General features: G+C 68.8%; 22 protein-coding genes and 1 pseudogene. 8 read left to right on the forward strand and 15 right to left on the reverse strand.

Annotation, left to right across the window (positions count from 1 at the left end; all coding sequences use genetic code 11):
* From G524_RS16575 to apaG, 3 genes and pseudogenes are all read right to left on the reverse strand, one after another.
* Window positions 1–345 (reverse strand): annotated as a pseudogene (locus G524_RS16575) (transposase); the annotation flags it as partial.
* Window positions 346–535: 190 nt separating this feature from the next.
* The gene (locus tag G524_RS0106845; protein ID WP_027443050.1) at window positions 536–1,324 is read right to left on the reverse strand and encodes a LysR family transcriptional regulator; all 789 of its coding nucleotides are present in this window, start codon (window positions 1,322–1,324) and stop codon (window positions 536–538) included.
* A gap of 84 nt (window positions 1,325–1,408) precedes the next feature.
* Complete coding sequence (gene apaG, locus G524_RS0106850) at window positions 1,409–1,825, reverse strand: Co2+/Mg2+ efflux protein ApaG (protein ID WP_027443051.1); 417 nt, start codon at window positions 1,823–1,825, stop codon at window positions 1,409–1,411.
* 131 nt (window positions 1,826–1,956) lie between these two features.
* Here apaG and G524_RS15220 point away from each other — a divergent pair, with 131 nt between their 5' ends.
* On the forward strand, window positions 1,957–2,685 hold the full coding sequence (locus G524_RS15220; RefSeq protein ID WP_051220962.1) for a M15 family metallopeptidase: 729 nt from the start codon (window positions 1,957–1,959) through the stop codon (window positions 2,683–2,685).
* 4 nt (window positions 2,686–2,689) lie between these two features.
* Here the strand turns inward: G524_RS15220 and G524_RS0106860 are convergent, their stop codons facing one another.
* The 3 genes from G524_RS0106860 to G524_RS0106870 are packed head-to-tail and all read right to left on the reverse strand — an operon-like array spanning window position 2,690 to window position 5,085.
* Window positions 2,690–3,310 carry a 2-hydroxychromene-2-carboxylate isomerase gene (locus G524_RS0106860; RefSeq protein ID WP_027443052.1) on the reverse strand — a complete coding sequence of 207 codons (621 nt, stop codon included), beginning with the start codon at window positions 3,308–3,310 and terminating at the stop codon, window positions 2,690–2,692.
* A gap of 12 nt (window positions 3,311–3,322) precedes the next feature.
* On the reverse strand, window positions 3,323–4,540 hold the full coding sequence (locus tag G524_RS0106865) for a trans-sulfuration enzyme family protein (protein WP_027443053.1): 1,218 nt from the start codon (window positions 4,538–4,540) through the stop codon (window positions 3,323–3,325).
* 11 nt (window positions 4,541–4,551) lie between these two features.
* Complete coding sequence (locus G524_RS0106870; protein WP_027443054.1) at window positions 4,552–5,085, reverse strand: TetR/AcrR family transcriptional regulator; 534 nt, start codon at window positions 5,083–5,085, stop codon at window positions 4,552–4,554.
* A gap of 107 nt (window positions 5,086–5,192) precedes the next feature.
* On the opposite strand from G524_RS0106870, the gene G524_RS0106875 reads away from it, so the two are divergent.
* Together G524_RS0106875 and G524_RS0106880 are read left to right on the forward strand one after the other, a co-directional pair.
* A complete protein-coding gene (locus G524_RS0106875; RefSeq protein ID WP_027443055.1) occupies window positions 5,193–5,600 on the forward strand; it encodes a hypothetical protein in 408 nt (135 codons plus the stop codon).
* Between the two features lie 70 nt (window positions 5,601–5,670).
* Complete coding sequence (locus tag G524_RS0106880; RefSeq protein WP_051220963.1) at window positions 5,671–7,008, forward strand: phospholipid carrier-dependent glycosyltransferase; 1,338 nt, start codon at window positions 5,671–5,673, stop codon at window positions 7,006–7,008.
* On the opposite strand, the gene G524_RS0106885 is transcribed toward G524_RS0106880, so the two are convergent.
* From G524_RS0106885 to G524_RS0106905, 5 genes are all read right to left on the reverse strand, one after another.
* Window positions 7,005–8,099, reverse strand: coding sequence for a glycosyltransferase family 2 protein (locus G524_RS0106885; protein ID WP_027443057.1), 1,095 nt, complete (start codon window positions 8,097–8,099; stop codon window positions 7,005–7,007). The genes G524_RS0106880 and G524_RS0106885 overlap by 4 nt on opposite strands.
* A gap of 4 nt (window positions 8,100–8,103) precedes the next feature.
* Window positions 8,104–9,162 carry a 3-isopropylmalate dehydrogenase gene (leuB, locus tag G524_RS0106890; RefSeq protein ID WP_027443058.1) on the reverse strand — a complete coding sequence of 353 codons (1,059 nt, stop codon included), beginning with the start codon at window positions 9,160–9,162 and terminating at the stop codon, window positions 8,104–8,106.
* 13 nt (window positions 9,163–9,175) lie between these two features.
* A complete protein-coding gene (gene recO, locus G524_RS0106895) occupies window positions 9,176–9,775 on the reverse strand; it encodes a DNA repair protein RecO (RefSeq protein WP_027443059.1) in 600 nt (199 codons plus the stop codon).
* A gap of 22 nt (window positions 9,776–9,797) precedes the next feature.
* On the reverse strand, window positions 9,798–10,055 hold the full coding sequence (locus G524_RS0106900; protein WP_027443060.1) for an accessory factor UbiK family protein: 258 nt from the start codon (window positions 10,053–10,055) through the stop codon (window positions 9,798–9,800).
* 62 nt (window positions 10,056–10,117) lie between these two features.
* The gene (locus tag G524_RS0106905) at window positions 10,118–10,666 is read right to left on the reverse strand and encodes a TspO/MBR family protein (RefSeq protein ID WP_027443061.1); all 549 of its coding nucleotides are present in this window, start codon (window positions 10,664–10,666) and stop codon (window positions 10,118–10,120) included.
* Between the two features lie 331 nt (window positions 10,667–10,997).
* On the opposite strand from G524_RS0106905, the gene G524_RS0106910 reads away from it, so the two are divergent.
* Window positions 10,998–11,204 carry a hypothetical protein gene (locus tag G524_RS0106910; RefSeq protein WP_027443062.1) on the forward strand — a complete coding sequence of 69 codons (207 nt, stop codon included), beginning with the start codon at window positions 10,998–11,000 and terminating at the stop codon, window positions 11,202–11,204.
* A gap of 110 nt (window positions 11,205–11,314) precedes the next feature.
* On the opposite strand, the gene G524_RS0106915 is transcribed toward G524_RS0106910, so the two are convergent.
* Window positions 11,315–12,091, reverse strand: coding sequence for a TlyA family RNA methyltransferase (locus G524_RS0106915; RefSeq protein WP_027443063.1), 777 nt, complete (start codon window positions 12,089–12,091; stop codon window positions 11,315–11,317).
* Between the two features lie 35 nt (window positions 12,092–12,126).
* Between G524_RS0106915 and G524_RS0106920 the strand changes: the two genes are divergently transcribed.
* Window positions 12,127–12,678, forward strand: a complete 552-nt coding sequence (locus G524_RS0106920) for a hypothetical protein (RefSeq protein WP_036857595.1) — start codon at window positions 12,127–12,129, stop codon at window positions 12,676–12,678.
* Between the two features lie 539 nt (window positions 12,679–13,217).
* A complete protein-coding gene (locus G524_RS0106925; protein WP_027443065.1) occupies window positions 13,218–14,294 on the forward strand; it encodes a branched-chain amino acid aminotransferase in 1,077 nt (358 codons plus the stop codon).
* Here G524_RS0106925 and G524_RS0106930 read toward each other — a convergent pair.
* The gene (locus G524_RS0106930; protein WP_027443066.1) at window positions 14,291–15,205 is read right to left on the reverse strand and encodes a LysR family transcriptional regulator; all 915 of its coding nucleotides are present in this window, start codon (window positions 15,203–15,205) and stop codon (window positions 14,291–14,293) included. The genes G524_RS0106925 and G524_RS0106930 overlap by 4 nt on opposite strands.
* A 107-nt stretch (window positions 15,206–15,312) precedes the next feature.
* Between G524_RS0106930 and G524_RS0106935 the strand changes: the two genes are divergently transcribed.
* Window positions 15,313–16,014, forward strand: coding sequence for a pirin family protein (locus tag G524_RS0106935; protein WP_027443067.1), 702 nt, complete (start codon window positions 15,313–15,315; stop codon window positions 16,012–16,014).
* An 85-nt stretch (window positions 16,015–16,099) separates the two neighbouring features.
* Complete coding sequence (locus G524_RS0106940; RefSeq protein ID WP_027443068.1) at window positions 16,100–16,696, forward strand: FMN-dependent NADH-azoreductase; 597 nt, start codon at window positions 16,100–16,102, stop codon at window positions 16,694–16,696.
* Window positions 16,697–16,738: 42 nt separating this feature from the next.
* Here G524_RS0106940 and G524_RS0106945 read toward each other — a convergent pair whose 3' ends face one another.
* The gene (locus G524_RS0106945; protein ID WP_036857597.1) at window positions 16,739–17,641 is read right to left on the reverse strand and encodes a DMT family transporter; all 903 of its coding nucleotides are present in this window, start codon (window positions 17,639–17,641) and stop codon (window positions 16,739–16,741) included.
* Window positions 17,641–19,734, reverse strand: a complete 2,094-nt coding sequence (locus tag G524_RS0106950) for an NAD(+) synthase (protein WP_027443070.1) — start codon at window positions 19,732–19,734, stop codon at window positions 17,641–17,643. The genes G524_RS0106945 and G524_RS0106950 overlap by 1 nt, the downstream gene beginning before the upstream one ends.
* Window positions 19,735–19,868 lie beyond the last annotated feature (134 nt).

Genomic DNA, 19,868 nt, shown 5'->3' on the forward strand with positions numbered 1-19,868 from the left:
GCACCAGCCTCTCCCGGAACAGCCATACCGTGGTGGCATCGGGCACCCGGCCATCGAGCCCCAGGCCCAGAAACCGCTGGAACGACAGACGGTCCTTGATCTGGAACTCGCATCCCTCGTCGGAGAGCAAATAGAGCGCCTGCAGCACCAGGATCTTGAACATCATCACGGGGCAAACGGCGGTCGCCCGCCTTTGCCCCGCTCGCTGCGCCGAAGTGCCACGATCAATGGCCCGCGCAACACTTCAAAATCCACCACCGACGCCAAACGCTCCAGCCGATCACCCGCCGCGCTCAGCGCCGCATACCGATCCGACAGATCAAAGAAACCAGGCTGACCCACCACCATCGCCCCCGTTCGATACGGCGGCCATTGAATCAAATCAGCGCCTCAAAGGCGAGAGGTTCTTCGAGGCGTCCGATTCGATGCTCGCCTTCGTCATCCGCCACCGCCACGCGCAATATGTCGATGCGCGCTTCGTGCGGCCCGGCCACTGGCTCTGTGAGCGCATCCGCGCCGAGGTGCTCGCGCAGCGCTAGGCGGTGAGAAAGGCGACGAGCGCGCGCACCTTCTTGCTGCGCCATTGCGGCGGCGGGGCGATCAGCCAATAGGCGCGCAAGGCCGGCTCGGGTTCGCCCAATGCGACGAGGCGCCCGGCAGCAAGCGCCGCCTCGGCCAGCGCCAGCGGCAACACCGTGCGCCCTATCCCGGCGAGCGCCGAGGCCAGCGCCTGGCCCGGGCTGCCGGCGCGGATCGCCGGGGTGATGCCCTCATCGAGCGGCATGCCCGGCCAGTCGATCCACGCCGCGCGCGCCTCGGGCGCGGCCACGGTGACCTTGAGCGCCGGGGCAAGCTGCACCCCCGGCAGATCGCCCGGCCCATCGACAAGGCGGATGGCACAATCGAGATTGGCCTCGGTGAAATCGGCGTTCTCGTCCGGCGCGAGGATGAATTGCACCTCGGGGTGCGCGTGGTGGAAGCGGGCGAGCCGGGGGCTGAGCCACTCGGCATAGAATTCGCGCGGGACGGCCAGCGTGTAGCGGTCGGAGGCCTGGCCGGCCTGCATCGCCGCGACGCTCTCCTCAAAGCGCAAGAAGCCCTCGCGCAGCGGATCGAGCCCGGCAGCGGCCTCGGGGGTGAGCTCGAGCCCCTTGGGGGTGCGGCGGAACAGGACGACGCCGAGCACGTCCTCGAGCGCGCGGATCTGCTGGCCGACCGCCGCCGGGGTCACCGCCAGTTCGTCCGCGGCGCGGGTGAAGGAGAGGTGGCGCGCGGCGGCATCGAAGACGCGCAGGGCATTGAGGGGAAGGTGGGTGCGCTTCACGGCGGCTGGCTTAGGCCCGCGCGCGCGGCCCCGCAAGCCTTGCCAATGCCTCGCTGCGCCGCTGGTGCGGGTGCGCGCGCAGCCTCAACGCGGCGGGCGGCTGCCCTCGGCGGTTTCGGGCGCCGACAGCGGGAAGAAGGGGATGCGCACCTCCACCGGCGACCCATCAGCGCGCGCGAAGGTGTAGAAGCCCTCCATCGAGCCGAAGGGGGTGGTGAGCGGGCAGCCCGAGACATAGTCATGGCTCTGCCCCGGCTGGAGCAGCGGCTGTTCGCCCACCACGCCTTCGCCATCGACGTGGTTGACCATGCCGCGCCCGTCGGTGATGCGCCAGTGCCGGCTGACGAGCCGCAGCGGCTCGTGGCTGCCGTTCTCGATGCGGATGTGATAGACCCAGAACCACTTGCCCGCCGCCGGGTGCGACTGCTCGGGCAGGTAATTGACGGCAACCCGGACCGTGACCCCGTGGGTGGTGGCGGCGTGCTGGAAGAACTGCTTCATCTCATGCTCCAGACTAGCGCATCGCGCCGGCGCCACAAGGGGTTTCACGCGGACCATCCCCCAGCTATTCCGCGTTGCGGTGAAAAATCCCGGTTGGCCGGGCGATCATCACGCGCCTATGTGTCGCGCGCATGAACAGGCCGCCTGCCCTTCCCCGCCACGCGCACGCGCGCACCCGCCGCCAGGTGCTTGGGGGCGCGGCGGCGGGGATGCTGGCGGGCCTGCTTGGCGGCTGCGCCACCTGTTCGGCGCCTCCTTCCCTGCCGCTGTCCGGCCCGCCGGTCGATCCCGCCGCCGATCTTGCGCCCGATCTGGTTGATCTTGCCCGCTTCGATCCGCGCCTCAGGTTCGACATCCGCTATGCCACGAGCGCCAATTTCATGGGCCGGGTACTCTACCCCGTCGCCCGCGCGCTCGCCCAGCGCCCGGTGGCCGAAGCGCTGGCGCGCGTGCAGACGAGGGCCGAGGCACATGGCTATGGCCTGCTAATCTTTGATGCCTATCGCCCCTGGCGCATCACCCGGGCGATGTGGGAGGCAACGCCGCCGGAAAAGCGCGAATTCGTCGCCGATCCGGCGGTCGGCTCGCGCCACAACCGCGGCGCCTCGATCGACCTCACCCTCCACCGCAACGGGGTCGAGGTGGCGATGCCATCTGCCTACGACGATTTCACCCCGGCAGCCTATCGCAGCAACAGTGCTGCCCCGCCCGCGGCGCTGGCCGCGAGCCGGATGCTCGAGAGCTGGATGGTGGCCGAGGGCTTCGTGCCGCTCGCCAACGAATGGTGGCACTATGACTGGGCCGAATGGCGCCGCTATCCGATGATGGACGTGCCGCTCGAGGAAGCGGCGGCGAGCTAGGGCCTCACCCCTCGGCCAGCAATTCCTCGATCTGGCCGAGGCGTTCCTTGCCGAAGAACATCTCGTCCGGCTTGCCCGCCCGGCGCACCCACATGGTGGGGATGCCAAAGGCGCCGCGCGCCACCACGCGATCGGTGTTGGCGGCAAGGCCCTGCTTCACCGCCTCGCTCTGCGCGCGGGAAAGAAGATCGGCGGCATCGAACCCCGCCGCCGCCACCGCCGCGCCGATCGCCTCGGGCGCGGCGATGTCGATATTCTCCTCCCACACCGCGCGCAGCAGGCATTCGGCAAAGGTGACCCCGCGGCCATCCTCATCCGCGGCGTAAAGCATGCGCTGCAAGGTGATCGAATTGAAGGGAAATTGTGGGTGCATGCGATAGCGGGCAAGGCCGTGGCGGGCGATGAAGCGCTGCATCTCGAGCAGCGCATATTCATTCTTGCCCTTGATTGCGGCATCGCGGACCATCGGCGGGGCATTGCCGGTGAGGCGGTGCATCCCGGCAAGAAACACCGGGATCACATCAAGACCGGCCTCGTAGCGATCGAGCAGCTCGCGCAGCGGCCACCAGACGAGGTAGGCATTGGGGCTGACGATATCGAAAACCAGTTCCACCCGCGCTGCCATCACCGCTCTCCCCTAGATCCCCGCCGCGGCGAGCGCCTGATCCATGTCCTCGATCAGGTCCTGGATATCCTCAAGCCCCACGTTGATGCGCAAGAGGCCCTCGGTGACGCCCATTTCGGCCCGGGCCTCGGCGCCCATATTGGCATGGGTGGTCGAGGCCGGGTGGCACATCAGGCTGCGGGCATCGCCGATATTGTTGGAAATGTCGATGAGCTCGAGCGCATCGAGCACGGCAAAGGCGCGTTCGCGGGTGCCGACATCGAAGGCAAAGATCGGCCCCGTCGCTTCCATCTGCGCTTTGGCAAGCTGGTGGCGTGGGTGGCTTTCGAGCCCGGGATGGAGCATCCGCCCGCCCGCCGCGGTGATGCGCGGTTCGAGAAAGCGCCCCAGCGCCACCGCCTGTTCGGATTGCTTGTGGGCGCGCAAGGGCAGCGTTTCCAGCCCCTTCAGCACCACCCAGGCGTTGAAAGGGCTGAGCGTGGGGCCGGTGTTGCGCTGGAAGGGCAGCAGCACCTCCTCGATCCACTGCTTCGTGCCGCAGATCGCCCCGGCCAGCACCCTTCCCTGCCCGTCCATCAGCTTGGTGGCGGAATAGGCCACGACATCGGCGCCGAAGGCCATCGGCCGCTGGAGCGCGGGCGAGGCGAAGGCATTATCGACCACGGTGGTGATGCCATGCGCCCTGGCAAGGCCGCAGACAAAGCCGAGATCGACAATGTCGAGCGTGGGGTTGGCCGGGGTTTCGAAGAAGAACACCCGGGTGTTGGGGCGGATCGCGGCCTCCCAGGCGGCATTGTCGGCGCTGTCAATCACCGTGGTTGCAATGCCGAAGCGCGGCAGCAGGCTGTCCACCAGCCAGCGGCAGGAACCGAAGGCGGCGCGCGCAGCAACCACGTGATCGCCGGCCTTGAGCTGGCACAGCAGCGCCGCGGTCATCGCCGCCATGCCGCTCGCCTGAGCGCGGGCGGCCTCGGCCCCCTCCATCAGCGCGATGCGCTCCTCGAGCATGGCGACGGTGGGGTTCTGCAGGCGCGAATAGGTCATGCCCTCGGCCTCGCCGGCAAAGCGCGCGGCGACGGTGGCGGCATCATCATAGGTATAGCCCGAGGTGAGAAACAGCGCCTCGCTGGTCTCGCCGTGTTCGGAGCGCCAGGTGCCGCCGCGCAGCGCCCGGGTGGCAGGGCGCCAGCGGGCGGTGGCGGCGCGGTTCATGCCGGTGGTCTTCTTCATGGCGCGGGTCTCTAGGGCGCGATCAGCCCGGCGGCAAGCAGGCCCGCGCGCGCCCTGTCGCCCTGGCCGAGCGCGCCGAGCATCAGGCTGCCCTCGATCAGGGTGAGCAGATAGCTTGCCCCGCCATCGGGGTCGGGATCGCCCGCGGGCATGTGGCCGACAAGCCAGGCGTGCAAGCGATCGACCATCGCCCGCGCCGCCGCGCGAAAGCCCGGCAGATCGCGCGCCGCCCCGGCGACGATCTCCCACCACAGTGTCAGGAACGGAGCCATCGCCGGATCGGCGTTGTGCGCGAGGATCCGCGCGAGCAGTGCCTGGCGGCTCGCCGGGCGGTCGGCCGCGAGCAGGTTGTCGAGCTGCGCGGCATAGATACCGGCAAGATGCTGAAGCAGGTCGATGATCAGCGCTTCCTTGGTGCCGAAGTGATAAATCAGCATCCGGTCAGAGGTGCCCGCCGCGCGCGCGAGCGGGCGCAGGCTGGCCTGGCCAAGCCCATGGGCGAGCACATGGGCGGCAAGCCGCGGCAGCAGGCTCTCTTTCGTCATCGGAGGCTTTTTCGGGCGGCGCGCCATGGCGGGCTTGTAGCGGGGAGAGGGGCTTGCTACCAGCCTATGTAGCATTCGCTACATTAACCTAATCAGGGAGAACCGCCATGCCTGACCATCTCACCCCCTTTCTTGCGCTCGCCGGCGGCGGGCTGGTGTGCGCTGTGGTAGCCATCCTTGTCGCAGCGCTGCGCCCTGGCGCGCCGGGCGCGCCGCTGCTGGCGGGCGCGCTTTCGGCAGGCTTTGCCGCCTTCACCGCCGTCACCATCGCCACCGAGGGGGTCTTTCCGGTGATCCTCAACCACACCAGCAACCTGTGGGGGGTGCAGGTGTGGTGGGACCTGCTGTTTTCGCTCGGCATCGCCACCTTCCTGGTGCTGCCGCGGGCGCGGGCGGCGGGGATGAGGATCTGGCCGTGGATCGCGCTCATCCTCGCAACCGCCAGCATCGGGCTTCTGGCCATGTGCGCGCGGCTGTTCTGGCTCGAGCGGCAGGCGGGTGCGGCAAAGCCATGATGTGAGGCGCAAAATGGCGCCACAAGGGCGCTTGCCCTTGCCGGCGGCCCCGCCTAAGCGCGGCGGCGCCATGGCTCGCGGCCGCGCCTCCCCTCCTCCCCCCGATCGCCTGCCCGCGCCGCGGCCGCGCGATCCGCTGGTCTGGTGCCTGCTGATCACCGCGCTCTTTGCGCTCCTCGCTGGCTGGCGCCTTGCGATCCCCGGCAAGCCCTATTTCGACGAGGTGCATTACCTGCCCGCCGCGCGCGAAATCGTGCAACTGTTTGAGACCGGCGCGGGCGCCTATCTCAACCGTGAGCATCCGCTTCTCGGCAAGACCCTGATTGCGCTGGGGATGATGCTGGCGGGCGACAATCCGATCGGTTGGCGCATCATGCCCCTGCTGCTCGGCACGCTCGCCCTGTTCGCGGCGATGCGGGCGCTGTGGCACGCGAGCGGCGAGCGTTTTGCCACGCTCGGCTTCGGGGTGCTGCTCGCAACCGGGTTTCACCTCTTCATCCAGTCGCGCATCGCCATGCTCGATATTGCCATGGCGGCCTTCCTCGCGCTTGCCGCCTGGCAATTTGCCGCAGCGATCCGCGCGCCCGAAACCGGGCGCTGGCGCCTCGCGCTCACCGGGATTGCGCTTGGCCTTGCGCTCGGGGCCAAGTGGAACGCCGCCCCGCTTGCGGTGCTGCCGGGGCTCGTGTTCCTCATCGCCCGGGCGCTCGCCGGGCGGCGGCGCCTGCTGTTGAGCCGCCGCGGCGCCCCGGTGCCGGGGATCACCCTGATCGAGGCCGGCCTGTGGCTCGGGGTGGTGCCGCTGGTGACCTACGCCCTCACCTTCCTGCCGGGCTACTGGCTTGCCGCGCCGCTCCACCCCTCGCCGCTCGCCGCGCAGGGGCTGATCGGCTTTCACCGCGAAATCTTCGCGCTGCAAAGCCAGCTGATGACCCCGCACCAATATATGAGCCGCTGGCCGCAATGGGTGCTCAACACCCGCGCGGTCTGGTATCTCTACGAGCCGGTCGACGGGGCGCAGCGCGGGGTGCTGCTGATCGGCAATCCGCTGACCATGCTCGCGGGCCTGCCCGCGCTCCTCTGGTGCCTTGCCAGCGGCGCCTGGCGCGGGGATTGGGCGCGGCTCAGCGTGGTGATCGGCTATGGCGCCAGCCTTGGCCTGTGGCTCGTGGCGCCCAAGCCGGTGCAGTTCTATTATCACTATTTCGTGCCGAGCTTCTTCCTGCTCGCGGCGCTGGCGCTTGCTGCCAGCGATCTTGCCCGCGACCGCCGCACCGCCTGGCTCGGCTGGGGCATCCTGGCCGGATCGATAGCGGTGTTTGCCTGGTTCTTCCCCATCATCGCCGCCCTGCCGCTTGCCGGGCGCGAGAGCTATGTCACCTGGATGTGGCTTGACGGCTGGCGCTAGAAGCGGCCCCAGACAAAGCGGCTCGAGAGCGCATAGTTCCACACCGAGCCAACCAGGATCCCGGCAAGCGCGGCCAGCGCCCAGAACACCCCCCGGCCTTCAAGGAAGGTTGCCACTGCGACATTGGCAAAGGCCCCGACCGCGCAGGTGGCGATGAACCCCGCCCAGCCGCGCAGCAGCGCCCAGGCGCCGCGCAGGCGCTGATCGCGATAGGTGAGCCAGTTGTTGAGCCAGAAATTGAAGCTCATCGCCACCAGCACCGCCGCGGTCTGCGCCAGGGCAAAGCGGTGGCCGACGAGGAACAACAGGCTGGAGAGCACGATGAAATGCACCACCACGCCGAGCGCGCCGACGGTGCCGAACAGGGCAAAGCGGGTGGGGATCACCTTGCCGAAGGTCTTGTCATAGAGGCCGGCAAGAAAATCGAACAGAATGGCGCGGTCCAGCTTGCTTTCTCCTTCGCGGCGGGCGGCAAAATCGAGCGGGAATTCCTTGACCGCAAGCGGCCTTTCGCTGGTGGCGAGCAGATCGAGCAGGATCTTAAAGCCAATCCCCGAAAGCCGCGGGGCGAGCGCGCGAGCGGTGGCGGCAGGGAGCATGAAATAGCCGCTCATCGGATCGCTGAGCGCCACCCCGGTGAGCCGCCGGGCAAGGCCATTGGCAAGGCTCGAGAGCTGCTCGCGCTCGGGCGCGGCCCAGCGCGCGGTGCTCGCGCCTTCAGCAAAGCGGCTGGCAACGCAGATCTCGGCCTCACCCGCCTCGAGCGCAGCGAGCATGAGCGGCAGCAGCGCCGGATCGTGCTGGTGATCGGCGTCCATCACCGCGACATAGGGCGCGGCGGTGGCGCAAAAGCCCTCGATCGCAGCGCTCGCCAGGCCCCGGCGCCCGATGCGCTGGATCACCCGCACGCGCGGATCGGCAAGGGCAAGGGCGCGCGCCTCATCCGCCGTGCCATCGCGGCTGTCATCATCGACGATGATCACCTCCCAATCCGCTTGATCGCCCATCGCCGCGGCGATCCTCTCGATCAGCGGGGCAAGGTTGCCGCGCTCGTTGAGCGTGGGCAGGATGATCGCAAGCCGCAAGGCCATGGCGCTAGAGCCGTGCGCGCACCGCCGCCCCGATCGCCGCGGTGCCGTGCTCCCCGCCAAGATCGGCCCCGCGGATGCCATCGGCGAGCGTGCGCGCCACCGCCGCCTCGATCCGCGCCGCCTCGTCCGCGAGGCCAAAGGAATGGCGCAGCATCATCGCTGCGGAAAGGATCGTCGCCATGGGATTGGCCTTGCCCTTGCCGGCAATGTCGGGCGCGCTGCCGTGGATCGGCTCATAAAGGCCAAAGGTGCCGTGCGCGGTCTGCCGCTCGCCGAGCGAGGCCGAGGGCAGCAGCCCGATCGAGCCGACCGCGGCGCTGGCAAGGTCGGAAAGAATATCGCCAAACAGGTTGCCGGTGAGCATCACCCCGAAGCGTTCGGGATGGCTGACGAGCTGCATCGCGGCATTGTCGACATACATGTGGTCGAGCGCGACCGCGGGATATTCGCCGGCAATGCGGCTCACCACCTCGCGCCACAGCTGGCTGGTCTCGAGCACATTGGCCTTGTCGATGCTGGTGAGCGGACGGCCCGCGGCGGCAGCCGCGCGGAAGGCGACATGGGCGATGCGGGCCACCTCCGGCTCGCTGTAGCTCATCGCGTCCCAGCCCTCACGCGCGCCCTCGGGGGTGGTGCGCTGGCCCTTGGCGCCGAAATAGACATCGCCCGTCAGCTCGCGCACGATGATGAGGTCGATACCCGCGGCGATCTCGGGCCGCAGCGGGGAGAGCGCCTCGAGCCCGGCAAAGACCCGCGCCGGGCGCAGATTGGCAAAGAGGCCAAGATGCTTCCTCAGGCCCAGGATCGCCTGCTCGGGGCGCAGGTGGCGCTCGAGGCTGTCGCAGGCCGGATCGCCCACCGCGCCGAACAGCACCGCATCAGCCTCGGCGGCGAGCGCCAGGGTCGCCTCGGGCAGGGGGTGGCCGTGGCGGCGCCAGGCGCTGGCGCCGACATCGCCGTGGCCAAGGACAAGCCCGGGCAGCGCCAGCGCCTCGAGCACTGCGACCGCCTCTGCCGTCACCTCGGGGCCGATCCCGTCGCCGGGCAGGACTGCAATCTTCATCTCGTGCTGTCTTTCAGATCATCCGCGCGAGCCGCTCGGTCAGCAGCCGCCGCGCGCCCATAACATCGCGCTTGGCGCCTGCAAGCAGGTAGTGCGCGATGCGCCGTTCGAGCACGGCGAGCGCGGCGAGCTGATCGGAAAGCTCGGAGCTCTCGGGGGGGGGCGCGCCGCCATAGCCCAGTTCGGCGAGCAGCAGCGCTTCGTAGGCAACCAGCCCCTGCGCCCAGCCGCGCGCCGAGGGGGCAACGGCGATCGCCTCGAGCAGCGCCTCGAGCGCGGCAAAGAGCGCGGGATAGGGCTGGCGTTCGGGCAGGGCAGCGGCCGTGAGCGCGCAGACCCATTGCAGCGCTGCGGCCGGGAGCGGCTCGGTCATCAGCGCGGCGCGCGACTGGGACAGTTCCAGCCGGGCAAAGGGCAGCTGGCTTTCGGGCCGGCCCGCGATCTCGGCGGCGACGCGGTTGCCCGGCACCAGCACGGGGCGCAGCTGCCGCCCGCGCCCGCCGGCGACATAGGCAGCGATGAGCCCGGTCTCGGCACCAAGCAGGCGCACGATCGCGCCGGTTTCGCCCTGGGGGCGGCTGGCAAGCAGGATGGCGGCAATCCGCAGGGCCACGCGCGCCCGCGCCGCTGCGCGCCTACTTCTTCTTCTGGGCGAGCTGCGCCTCGAGCGCGGCGAGGCGCTCCTCGAGCGCATCGGCCTGCTGGCGCGCCTTGCTCGCCATCGCCTTGACCGCCTCGAACTCCTCGCGGCTGACGAAATCGATGCCGCCCAGCGCCTCACGCAGCCGCTCGCGCGCGCTCTCGCGCGCCTCGCGGGTCATCCCGGCCATGGTGCCGGCGGCGCTGTTCACGAGCTTCACGAGGTCGGCGATGATCGGGTTCTGGCTCTGCATGGAGCGCTATGTGGCCCCTGGCAGAGGGCTTGTCCAGAGGCGATGGGAGGCCCCCCGCGCCGCTAGAGCTTCACCCGTGTCACCGCGCCATCATCCCCGCGCGAGGAGCCATCGGGATTGGCGATGATGAACTGGTAATTGAGCACCGCGGCAAAGATCAGCCAGGCGAGGTAGGGCAGGAGCAGCAGCGCGGCGAGGCGCCGCACCCGCACGATCAGCGCGAGGGCAATGAGCAGGCTGGCAATGCCATAGGCAAGCACGCCAAGGCCCGCCTGCATGTCCTGAAGGCCGAAGAACACCAGCGTCCAGGCTTGCGTGCCAAGGAAGTGGAAGCCGAAGGCGATGAGCGCCAGCGTGCGCCCCGGCGCGCCCCAGGCGCTCCCCACCAACGCCAGGGCAAGGCCGATGAGGACAAAGAGCACGCTCCAGACGATCCCGAAGACCATCGGCGGCGGATAGATCGCCGGCTTTTCAAGGCCGGCAAACCAGGCGGTGTCCGGCCCGCCGAGCTGGCCCGCGGCAAAGCCGATCAGCAGCACCAGCGGCACCATGAACAGGGCCCAGCGCAGCACGCTGGCACGCAATTGCTGGGGCGAGGCAAGGGCTCTCATCACGTCTCCCGCGGCATGGCCCCAAGGCGCGCCCACGCGCGGCCCGATAGCCTGCCTTCGAGGCCCATAACAGAGCCTGCCCGGCGCGCCAACGCCTTGGCCAAGCCCCGGCCCCGGCCCTTGCCAGCCCTGTCCCTCCCCGGGGCGGCGGGCCAATTGTGGTAATTTTGGGGCAAAAATGCACGAAAGGCTTGGGAGATCGCCGCTGCTTCTGCTAGGGGCTGCCACATTCCTGCCGTGATTCGAGAAGCGCGGTTGCGGCAGGGGCATGTGAATAACGCGCTTTGCTCAATCTTGCACCGGAGCTTTCCGGTTCTTCAGGGGAATTGACATGAAGAAGACCTTCGCGCTCGTCGCCGTTCTCGCCCTCGCCACCGCCGCTTGCTCGAAGCCGGCCGAGGAAGCCACCGAAACCACCGCTGACGAAACCGCGGTGACCGAAGAAGCGATGGCCACCGAAACCCCGGCCGCCGACGCCATGGCCGCCGAAACCCCGGCTGCCGACGCGGCTGCTGCCGAAACCCCGGCCGCCGAGTAATCCCGACGGGATTGCCGGATCCGGCTGAGGCGCCGGAACGGGACAGAACAAGGCCGGCAGTGCCCCAGCGGTGCTGCCGGCCTTTTCCTTTGCTCGCGGCCTTGCCGGCCCTAGCCTGGCGCCGCGTCGCGGCGGGCGGCGATCAGGAACTCGACATTGCCCTGCGGCCCGGTGATCGGGCTGGGCGTGATCCCCTGCACCTGCCAGCCAAGGCCCGCGATCCAGCCGCGCACCTCTTCGCACACCCTTGCATGCAGGGCAGGATCGCGCACCACCCCGCCCTTGCCCACTTCCTCGCGCCCGACCTCGAATTGCGGCTTGATGAGGGCAACGAGCTGGCATTGGGGTGCGGCCAGCTGCAAGGGCACCTCCAGCACCTTGGCAAGGCTGATGAAGCTCGCATCGCACACCACCCAGGTTGGGGGGCGGGTGATATGGGCGGGGGTGAGCAGCCTCGCCGAGAGCTGTTCGAGCACGGTGACGCGCGGATCCTCGCGCAGCTTGAAGGCCAGCTGGTTGGTGCCCGAATCGACGCAGAAGACATGCGCCGCGCCGCGCGCGAGCAGCACATCGGTAAATCCCCCGGTCGAGGCGCCGATATCCATGGCAACCGCGCCCTCGGGCGAAAGCCCGAAATGATCGAGCGCATGGGCCAGCTTGATCCCGCCGCGGCTGACCCAGGGATGATCGCGCCCGCGCACCGCGATCGCCGCATCCGCGGGCAGTTGCTGGCCGGGCTTGTCGATCCGCGTCTCCCCGGCAAACACCAGCCCCGCCATCACCAGCGCCTGCGCCCGGGCGCGGCTTTCGGCCAGCCCGCGCTCGACCAGCAGCTGATCGATGCGGCGCTTGGGCGCTTTTGCGGCAGGCACACGAGGCTCGGGCATGGACAAGGCCGGCCCCTAGCGCGCAAAGAGAGGCAATGAAAGCCGCCGCTCTGCTTCCGCTGCTCGCGGGCCTCGTGCTCGCCTCCTGCACATCAACCAGCAAGGCGCCCGCGCCCCGCCCTGTTGTCACCGCGCGCCCCGCCCCAGCGCCCGGCCCCACTGCCGCCAACCCCTCGGCCACGCTTGCGCCGGCGGCGCCGCGGGCAGGCTGGGCCGATGCCCCGGCAACGCCTGGCACCTGGCGCCACACCGCTGCGGGCGGACGCAGCGAAGCGATCTTCCTCAGCCCCGGCGGCGCGGCGCTGGCGCGGCTGCGTTGCCTTCCCGATGCGCGGATGATCGTGTTGCTTCTGCCCCCGAGCAGCGCCGCCCAGCCGCTGGTGACGCTGCGCACCGAGACCATGACGCGCAGCCTTGCGGCCAGCAGCGCCGATCGCGCGCTCAGCGTCACCTTGGCACCCGACGATCCGCTGCTCGATGCCATGGCCTTCTCGCGCGGGCGCTTTGCCGTCGAAGTCGAAGGCGCCGCCCCGCTCAGCCTGCCGAGCTGGGCCGAGGTCAGCCGGGTAATCGAGGATTGCCGCTGAAGGCACGGCCAGCACCGGCCGGCCGCCCGAGTCTGTCCCGGGCTTATCCACAGGTTCACGCACAGCCTGCGCACAGGGCTGCCCCCGCCCAAGCAAAACGCCCGGGGTTTCCCCCGGGCGCCTGCTGGCCGGACCACAGCCGACAAAGCGCGATTATGACGGGGGATGAGAAAATAACAAGTCTTGCCCTTGCGAATCACATGATTCAAAAATGTCACCGAGGCCAGCGGCGAACGCGGTCCTCGGCCCCCGGTGAAACGGCTGGGTCTTGGCACACTAGCGCGAAAGGAGGTGATCCGATGTCTCATGGTTCAGCAGAGAGGTCGGCAAGTTTCCGCGCGAGGCACTATCGGTAAGCACTTACCCCTAGAGGCTTCGTGAGCGGCACTTCCTGGCCGCTGACCATGCAAAGGGCGTTTCCTTCCGCCGGCAAACCAGGGCGGGTTGGAGGCGCCCTTTTCATTCGGGCAATCCGCGCGCTTTTTGCATCGCGGGCAAGGATACTTGCCCTTCGCGCGCCGCAGGATTAGGCGCGGCCCATGCACCTCACCCGCCTGCCCCACCCCTCGCCCACCTCCGATGATGTCCGCGCGAAGCTGATCGCCGATCCCGGCTTCGGCACGGTGTTCACCGATCACATGGTGGTGATCGATTACGATGAGGCGAAAGGCGGCTGGCAGACCCCGGTGCTGGCCCCGCGCCAACCCATCAGCCTCGATCCGGCGGCGAGCGTGCTCCACTATGCCCAGGAGATCTTCGAGGGGCTCAAGGCCTATCGCCACCCCGACGGGGCGCTCGGCCTGTTCCGGCCCGAGGCCAATGCCGCGCGCTTCAACGCCTCGGCCGCGCGCCTGGCCATGCCCGCCCTGCCCGAGGAGCTGTTCCTCGGCGCGATCAGGGCGCTGCTCGAGGTCGATGGCAATTGGTATCCCACGGTCGAGGGCGGCGCGCTCTACCTCAGGCCCTACATGATCGCCACTGAGGCCTTTTTGGGGGTGCGCCCAGCCAGGCAATACAAGTTCATCACCATCGCCAGTCCGGCCGGCAACTATTTCAAATCCGGCGCCAAGGCGGTGAGTATCTGGATCTCCGAATATACCCGCGCGGCCCCCGGGGGCACGGGCGCGGCCAAGTGCGGGGGCAATTATGCGGCGAGCCTCGTGCCCACGGGCCAGGCCTTTGCCATGGGCCATGATCAGGTGCTGTTCCTCGATGCGGTGGAACGCCGCTGGGTCGAGGAACTGGGGGGCATGAACCTGTTCTTCGTCTTCGATGATGGCACGGTGATCACTCCGCCGCTCACCGGCACGATCCTGCCTGGCATCACCCGTGACAGCCTCATCACCCTGCTGGGTGAACAGGGCTTCAAGGTTTCCGAGACGCCCTATGCGATCGACCAGTGGCGCGCCGATGCCGCCAGTGGTCGGCTGGTCGAGGTCATGGCCTGCGGCACCGCCGCGGTGGTCACTGCGGTCGGCAAGGTTGCCGGGCCTGACGGCGAATTCACCATCGGCGCGGGCGGGATCGGGCAGGTGACCGCGCGCATCCGCGAGACCCTGGTCGGCATCCAGACCGGGCGCATCCCCGACACCCATGGCTGGGTGATGCGGCTCTAGCCCGCCGCCGCGCCTTGCGCCGCGCCCAGCGTGTCGCGGAAGGCATCGACCAGCCAGCTTGCCGCCGGGCCGAGCCGCATGTCGCGCCGCCACAGCGCGGCCAGGGCATAGTGGGCGCCGGGCTTTTCGGGCAGATCGAGCGCGACCAGCCTTCCGGCGGCCAGATCATCGGCAATCATGCCGCGCGGCATGTTGCCCCAGCCAAGGCCCTGGCGCAGCAGCGCATGCTTGGCGCCCAGATCGCCGAGCCGCCAGGTAAGCGGCGAGAGCACCGAGAATGTGCGCCCCTCGGTCAGCGGCGAGCGGTCGGTCAGCACCAGTTGCAGGTGGCGACGGCTCTCGCCCGGCGCCACCCCGGCGCGGGCCAGCGGATGCCCGGGCGCTGCCACCGGGATGAGATCGACCGCGCCCAGCACCTGGCGTTCAAGCGCAGGGTGATCGCCGATCACCGGGCCGCCGATGGCAAGTTCGGCCTCGCCGTCGATCAGGCAGGCGGCAACCGCTCCCAGGCCTTCGATCCGCAAGGTGAGCGCGCAGCTTGGGAAAGTCTGGCGAAAGGCACCGAGCACCCGGGCGGTGACCTCGCCGGGCACCATCACATCGACCACCAGGGTGAGCGCAGGCTCCTGCCCGGCGTGGAGCGCGCGCGCCTTGGCGAGCAGGGCATCGACCCCATCGGCAATGCTGCGCGCCTCGGCCAGCAGCCCCGCGCCCGCCGGGGTGAGCACCGGGCGGCGCGAGCCTTCGCGCGCGAACAGCACAAGGCCAAGCTGGGCCTCGAGCTGGGCGATGCCATAGGAGACCGCCGAAATCGCCCGGCCCATGCTGCGCGCCGCCGCGCCGAAGCTGCCGTGCTCGGCCACAGCGATGAAGATGCGCAGCTGATCGAGCGTGGGTTCACCGAGCTTCATCGCTTAATGTTCAGATAATCCGAACATCTTGGCAAGTTTTATCGCAATTATCTGGATGACTGTGCGCGTCTATCTGGGCTTCACACCCTGACCCAAGGAGACAGGCCATGATCGAACTGCGTCCCTTCAACAGCCTCGGTGCTGCCAACCACGGCTGGCTTGATGCCCATCACCACTTTTCCTTTGGCCACTATCACGATCCCGCGCGGGTCCATTGGGGCGCGCTCAGGGTCTGGAACGATGACACCATCGCGCCGGGCACCGGCTTTCCCACCCATCCGCACAGCGACATGGAGATCATCACCTATGTGCGCCAAGGCGCGATCACCCACCGCGATTCGCTCGGCAACGTCGGGCGCACCGAAGCGGGCGACGTGCAGGTGATGAGCGCTGGGGTGGGCGTTGCCCATTCGGAATACAACCTCGAGGACATCCCCACCACGCTGTTCCAGATCTGGATCATCCCCGATGCCCGCGGCGGCCAGCCCAGCTGGGGCGCGCGCCAGTTCCCCAAGGACGACCGCGCGGGCGCCTTCGCGGTGCTGGCCAGCGGGATGGCGGGCGATGCAGATGCCCTGCCGATTCGCGCCGATGCCCGGGTGCTGGGCGCGACGATTCTGGCGGGCGAGAGCGTGACCTACACGCCCCGCAGCGCCGATCGGCACCTCTATCTCGTGCCGGCCACCGGCAGCATCCGCATCGATGATGTCGAAGCCAATGCCCGCGACGGCGTGGCGATCACGCAGATGGCCGAAGTCACCATCACCGCCCTCGAAGATACCGAGGTGGTGCTGGTCGACGCCGCCTGACCCTTCCCCCGACGAGCCGGTCGGCTCTCCCTCCTCTCTCCGCCGGTCGGCTCTCCCCTCTCCTCACGCACAAGGAATCCAGCCCATGAACAGCATTCTCCTTATCACCGCCAGCATCCGCTCGGACGCCGAGAGCGTCTCGCGCCAGCTCGGCCAGAGCATCGCGCAGGGCCTTGCCGCCAAGACCGGCGCGCGCGTCATCACCCGCGATCTTGTCGCCGAGACCCTCCCCTTCGTCAGCGCCGAACGCTTTGCCGCGAACCTCACCCCTGCTGGCGAGCGCACGGCGAATGAGGCCGCGCTCGCCGAAATCGCCGACACGCTGATCGCCGAGCTTCAGGCCGCCGAGACCATCGTGATCGCCAGCCCGATCTACAATTTCGGCCCGCCCGCCAGCCTCAAGGCCTGGGCCGACCTCGTCGCCCGCGCCGGCACCACCTTCCGCTACACCGCCAATGGCCCCGAAGGCCTGCTCACGGGCAAGCAGGCCTATCTTGCGATCGCCAGCGGCGGCACCCCGGTGGGCGCGGATTATGACTTTATGAGCCGCTGGCTCACCTTCTTCCTCGGCTTTCTCGGCATTCCGGTGGTCGCGACCGTCGCGGCCGACGGGATCATGGGCCGGGATGGCGCGGAAAAGATCGCCGCGGCCCACGAAGCGGTGGAACGGCTGATCGCATGACATGGCGGGCTGGGGCGTCTCCGCCGCGCCGGCCCTTTCGCCTCACAGCTTGGGGCGCATCAGCTGCCACTTGAACAGCTTGCGGCTCGGCCGCACGACGATGATCGCCACCCCGGCGAGCGCCAGCACGCCCCCCACGATCAGCGGCCAGCCGATCGCATCGCCGGTAAGCCAGGTGCCAAAGGCGATGGTGAGCAACGGGGTGAGCAGCGTGAGCGGCACGATGAGGTTGGCATCGTGGCGCTGGAACAGGCGGAAATAGGCCGAATGGGCGCCGACCGAGACCACCACCCCGGCAAACAGCACGCACCCCGCCACCGCCAGCGGCGCGGCCCGGATCGCGGCGATCTGCCCGGTCTCAAGCAGCAGCGTGCCGGGCAGCATCACCATGAGCGAGGCGAGCGCCGCCCAGGCCTGGAGCGTGACCGCCCCCACCTCGAGCCGCTTGACGAAGACCGAGGCGAAAGCCCCCACCAGCACCCCGGCAAAGGCAAAGCCAAGGCCGATCGGATCGCTCCCGGGCGCGGGCGCGCCAATCGCCAGCGCCACCCCGCCGAGCGCCAGCACCATGCCGAGCGCACGGCGCCAGCGCACTTCCTCGCCCAGAAAGATGATCGCAAACAGCACGGTGAGCGGCGCGCCTGAAAGGTTGACGATCCCCACCGCCGAGGGGCTGGCGGTCTGAAGCCCCACGAATTGCAGCCCGAAACTGCCCCCGGTGATGGCAAAGCCGATCGCCAGCACCAGCCCCAGCCGCTCAGGGATGCGGCGCAGCAGCGGGAACAGCACCATCAGCACCGCGAGCGAGCGCAGCACGGTGTAGAACAGCGGCGGCACGCCGAGGCCGGCGACCGCGATCTTGCTCACCACCACGTTCATCGCCCAGGCGATGTTGCAGAACAGCATGGTGCCGAGCGCCGAGAGAGGCAGGCCCTTGCCCTGCATCAGCCGGAAGCATCGCCGAAGGCCGTGTGCACCACCTCATCGGGCAGGCTCCGGCGCAATTCCTCGCGCCACACCTCGGCCACGGCATCGGCAGGCGCGCGCCAATCCCCGCGCGGCGAAAGCGCCCCTTGCGAGGTCACCTTGGGCCCGTTGGGCAGTGCCGAGCGCTTGAACTGCGAGAAGGCAAAAAAGCGCAGCAGGAAGCGGTCGAGCCAGCGGGCAATGGTGGCAAGGTCATAGGCATTGCGGCGCTCTTGCGGAAAGCCCGCCGGCCACAGCCCGGCCTCGGCATCGCGCCAGGCGTGCCAGGCGAGAAAAGCGATCTTCGAGGGCCGCTGGCCATAGCGGATCGCGTGGTGGAGGAAGAAGTCGTTGAGCTCATAAGGGCCGATGATGCTCTCGGTTGCCTGCACCGCCCCGTCGGCGCCGGGGGGCACCAGTTCGGGGCTGATCTCGGTCGCCAGCACGTCGGCGAGCACCGCGGCGCAGGCCTCGCTGAACTGGCCGGTGGCGATCACCCAGCGGATGAGATACTGGATCAGCGTCTTGGGCACCCCGGCATTGATGCCATAATGGCTCATGTGGTCGCCCACGCCATAGGTGCACCAGCCGAGCGCCAGCTCGGAAAGATCGCCGGTGCCGAGCACGAAGCCGCCGTGCTGGCCGGCAAGGCGGAACAGGTAATCGGTGCGCAGGCCCGCCTGCACGTTCTCGAAGGTCACATCATGCACCGGCTCGCCATCGGCAAAGGGGTGGCCGATATCGGCGAGCATCTTGAGCGCCGCCGGACGAATGTCGATCTCGCCCGCGGTGATCTCCATCGCCGCCATCAGCTTCATCGCATTGCTGCGGGTGCGCTCTGAAGTGGCAAAGCCCGGCATGGTGTAGCCGCGGATGAAGCTGCGCGGCAGGGCGAGCCGGTCACAGGCCTTGGCCGCGACGATCAGCGCGTGGGTCGAATCGAGCCCGCCGGAAATGCCGATCACCAGGCTTTTGGCCCCGGTCGCCTCGATCCGCCGCATCAGCGCATCGACCTGGATGTTGAAGGCCTCGTAACAATCCTCGTCGAGCTTTTCGGGCCGGTCGGGGACGAAGGGAAAGCGCGCCACGCCGCGCACAAGGCCAATATCGCCTTTCCTGTAGGCATGGGTGAAGGTGATGTGGCGGAAGCTGTCAGCCGGGTGGCCCTCGGCCGCGGCGGCATCGGCGAAGGTCTGGTTGCGCAGCCGCTCGGCAGCCAGGCGGGCGGTGTCGATATCGGCGATGCACAACTCGCCCTTGCGATCGAACCGCTCGCTCTGGGCCAGCAGCGCACCCATCTCGTAGATCACCCCCTGCCCGTCCCAGGCCAGATCGGTGGTGCTCTCGCCGTGCCCGCTGGCTGAATAGACATAGGCGGCAATCCCCCGCGCCGCGGAGGAGCGGCAATGGAGGTGGCGATCATCGGCGCGCCCGATGGTGACGGGCGAGGCGGAAAGGTTGCACAGGATCAGCGCCCCGGCGAGCGCGGCGCGCATCCCCGGCGGGATCGGCGCCCAGAAATCCTCGCAGATCTCCACCGCAAAGCGAAAGCCGGGAAGATTGTCGGCGGCAAAGACCAGATCGGTGCCGAAGGGCACCTTGTGCCCCGCCACCGCGATCATCAGCCCGCGCGCATCGCGGCCCGAGGCAAAATGGCGCTTCTCGTAGAACTCGCGGTAATTGGGCAGGAAGCTCTTGGGCACCACGCCGAGCAGGCGGCCATGGGCGATCACCGCAGCGCAATTGTAAAGGTGGCCCGAACGCCTGAGCGGCGCGCCCACCACCAGCACCGGGGCAAGCGCGGCCGAGGCGGCGATCACTTCGGCGAGCGCTTGCTCCACCCGATCAAGCAGTGCTTCCTGAAGCAGCAGGTCATCGATCGCATAGCTGGAGAGGCACAGTTCGGGAAAGACCACAAGATCAACCCCCGCACCATGCGCCTTGGCCGCCTCGGCAAGCACGCCTTTGGTGTTGAAGGCGACATCGGCGCTGCGGCTGCACGGCGTTGCGCTCGCCACCCGCACGAAGCCGTGGTTGTGGCAATCGAAGAAGGGGTGCAAGGTTGCGCTCATGGTGGTGCGGGCAGCTCCGGAAGGTTCGGCCCTGCGCTCTAGCCGACAATCGCCGCCCTTCCTAGCAGCGGGCTGGAAAGTCATACTTGGCCACGCGCAAGTCTTTCCTGTGCCGCGCGCGCTTGCGCCGCAGC

The sequence above is a fragment of the Erythrobacter cryptus DSM 12079 genome, from assembly GCF_000422985.1.
Classification (GTDB): Bacteria; Pseudomonadota; Alphaproteobacteria; order Sphingomonadales; family Sphingomonadaceae; genus Erythrobacter; species Erythrobacter cryptus.

Bases quoted from the DNA above. Each gene is read 5' to 3' on its own strand.
- apaG (WP_027443051.1), bottom strand. From the start codon at position 1,825: ATGAAGCAGTTCTTCCAGCACGCCGCCACCACCCACGGGGTCACGGTC.
- G524_RS15220 (WP_051220962.1), top strand. From the start codon at position 1,957: ATGAACAGGCCGCCTGCCCTTCCCCGCCACGCGCACGCGCGCACCCGC.
- G524_RS0106860 (WP_027443052.1), bottom strand. From the start codon at position 3,310: ATGGCAGCGCGGGTGGAACTGGTTTTCGATATCGTCAGCCCCAATGCC.
- G524_RS0106865 (WP_027443053.1), bottom strand. From the start codon at position 4,540: ATGAAGAAGACCACCGGCATGAACCGCGCCGCCACCGCCCGCTGGCGC.
- G524_RS0106870 (WP_027443054.1), bottom strand. From the start codon at position 5,085: ATGACGAAAGAGAGCCTGCTGCCGCGGCTTGCCGCCCATGTGCTCGCC.
- G524_RS0106875 (WP_027443055.1), top strand. From the start codon at position 5,193: ATGCCTGACCATCTCACCCCCTTTCTTGCGCTCGCCGGCGGCGGGCTG.
- G524_RS0106880 (WP_051220963.1), top strand. From the start codon at position 5,671: ATGGCTCGCGGCCGCGCCTCCCCTCCTCCCCCCGATCGCCTGCCCGCG.
- G524_RS0106885 (WP_027443057.1), bottom strand. From the start codon at position 8,099: ATGGCCTTGCGGCTTGCGATCATCCTGCCCACGCTCAACGAGCGCGGC.
- leuB (WP_027443058.1), bottom strand. From the start codon at position 9,162: ATGAAGATTGCAGTCCTGCCCGGCGACGGGATCGGCCCCGAGGTGACG.
- G524_RS0106900 (WP_027443060.1), bottom strand. From the start codon at position 10,055: ATGCAGAGCCAGAACCCGATCATCGCCGACCTCGTGAAGCTCGTGAAC.
- G524_RS0106905 (WP_027443061.1), bottom strand. From the start codon at position 10,666: ATGAGAGCCCTTGCCTCGCCCCAGCAATTGCGTGCCAGCGTGCTGCGC.
- G524_RS0106910 (WP_027443062.1), top strand. From the start codon at position 10,998: ATGAAGAAGACCTTCGCGCTCGTCGCCGTTCTCGCCCTCGCCACCGCC.
- G524_RS0106915 (WP_027443063.1), bottom strand. From the start codon at position 12,091: ATGCCCGAGCCTCGTGTGCCTGCCGCAAAAGCGCCCAAGCGCCGCATC.
- G524_RS0106920 (WP_036857595.1), top strand. From the start codon at position 12,127: ATGAAAGCCGCCGCTCTGCTTCCGCTGCTCGCGGGCCTCGTGCTCGCC.
- G524_RS0106925 (WP_027443065.1), top strand. From the start codon at position 13,218: ATGCACCTCACCCGCCTGCCCCACCCCTCGCCCACCTCCGATGATGTC.
- G524_RS0106930 (WP_027443066.1), bottom strand. From the start codon at position 15,205: ATGAAGCTCGGTGAACCCACGCTCGATCAGCTGCGCATCTTCATCGCT.
- G524_RS0106935 (WP_027443067.1), top strand. From the start codon at position 15,313: ATGATCGAACTGCGTCCCTTCAACAGCCTCGGTGCTGCCAACCACGGC.
- G524_RS0106940 (WP_027443068.1), top strand. From the start codon at position 16,100: ATGAACAGCATTCTCCTTATCACCGCCAGCATCCGCTCGGACGCCGAG.
- G524_RS0106945 (WP_036857597.1), bottom strand. From the start codon at position 17,641: ATGCAGGGCAAGGGCCTGCCTCTCTCGGCGCTCGGCACCATGCTGTTC.
- G524_RS0106950 (WP_027443070.1), bottom strand. From the start codon at position 19,734: ATGAGCGCAACCTTGCACCCCTTCTTCGATTGCCACAACCACGGCTTC.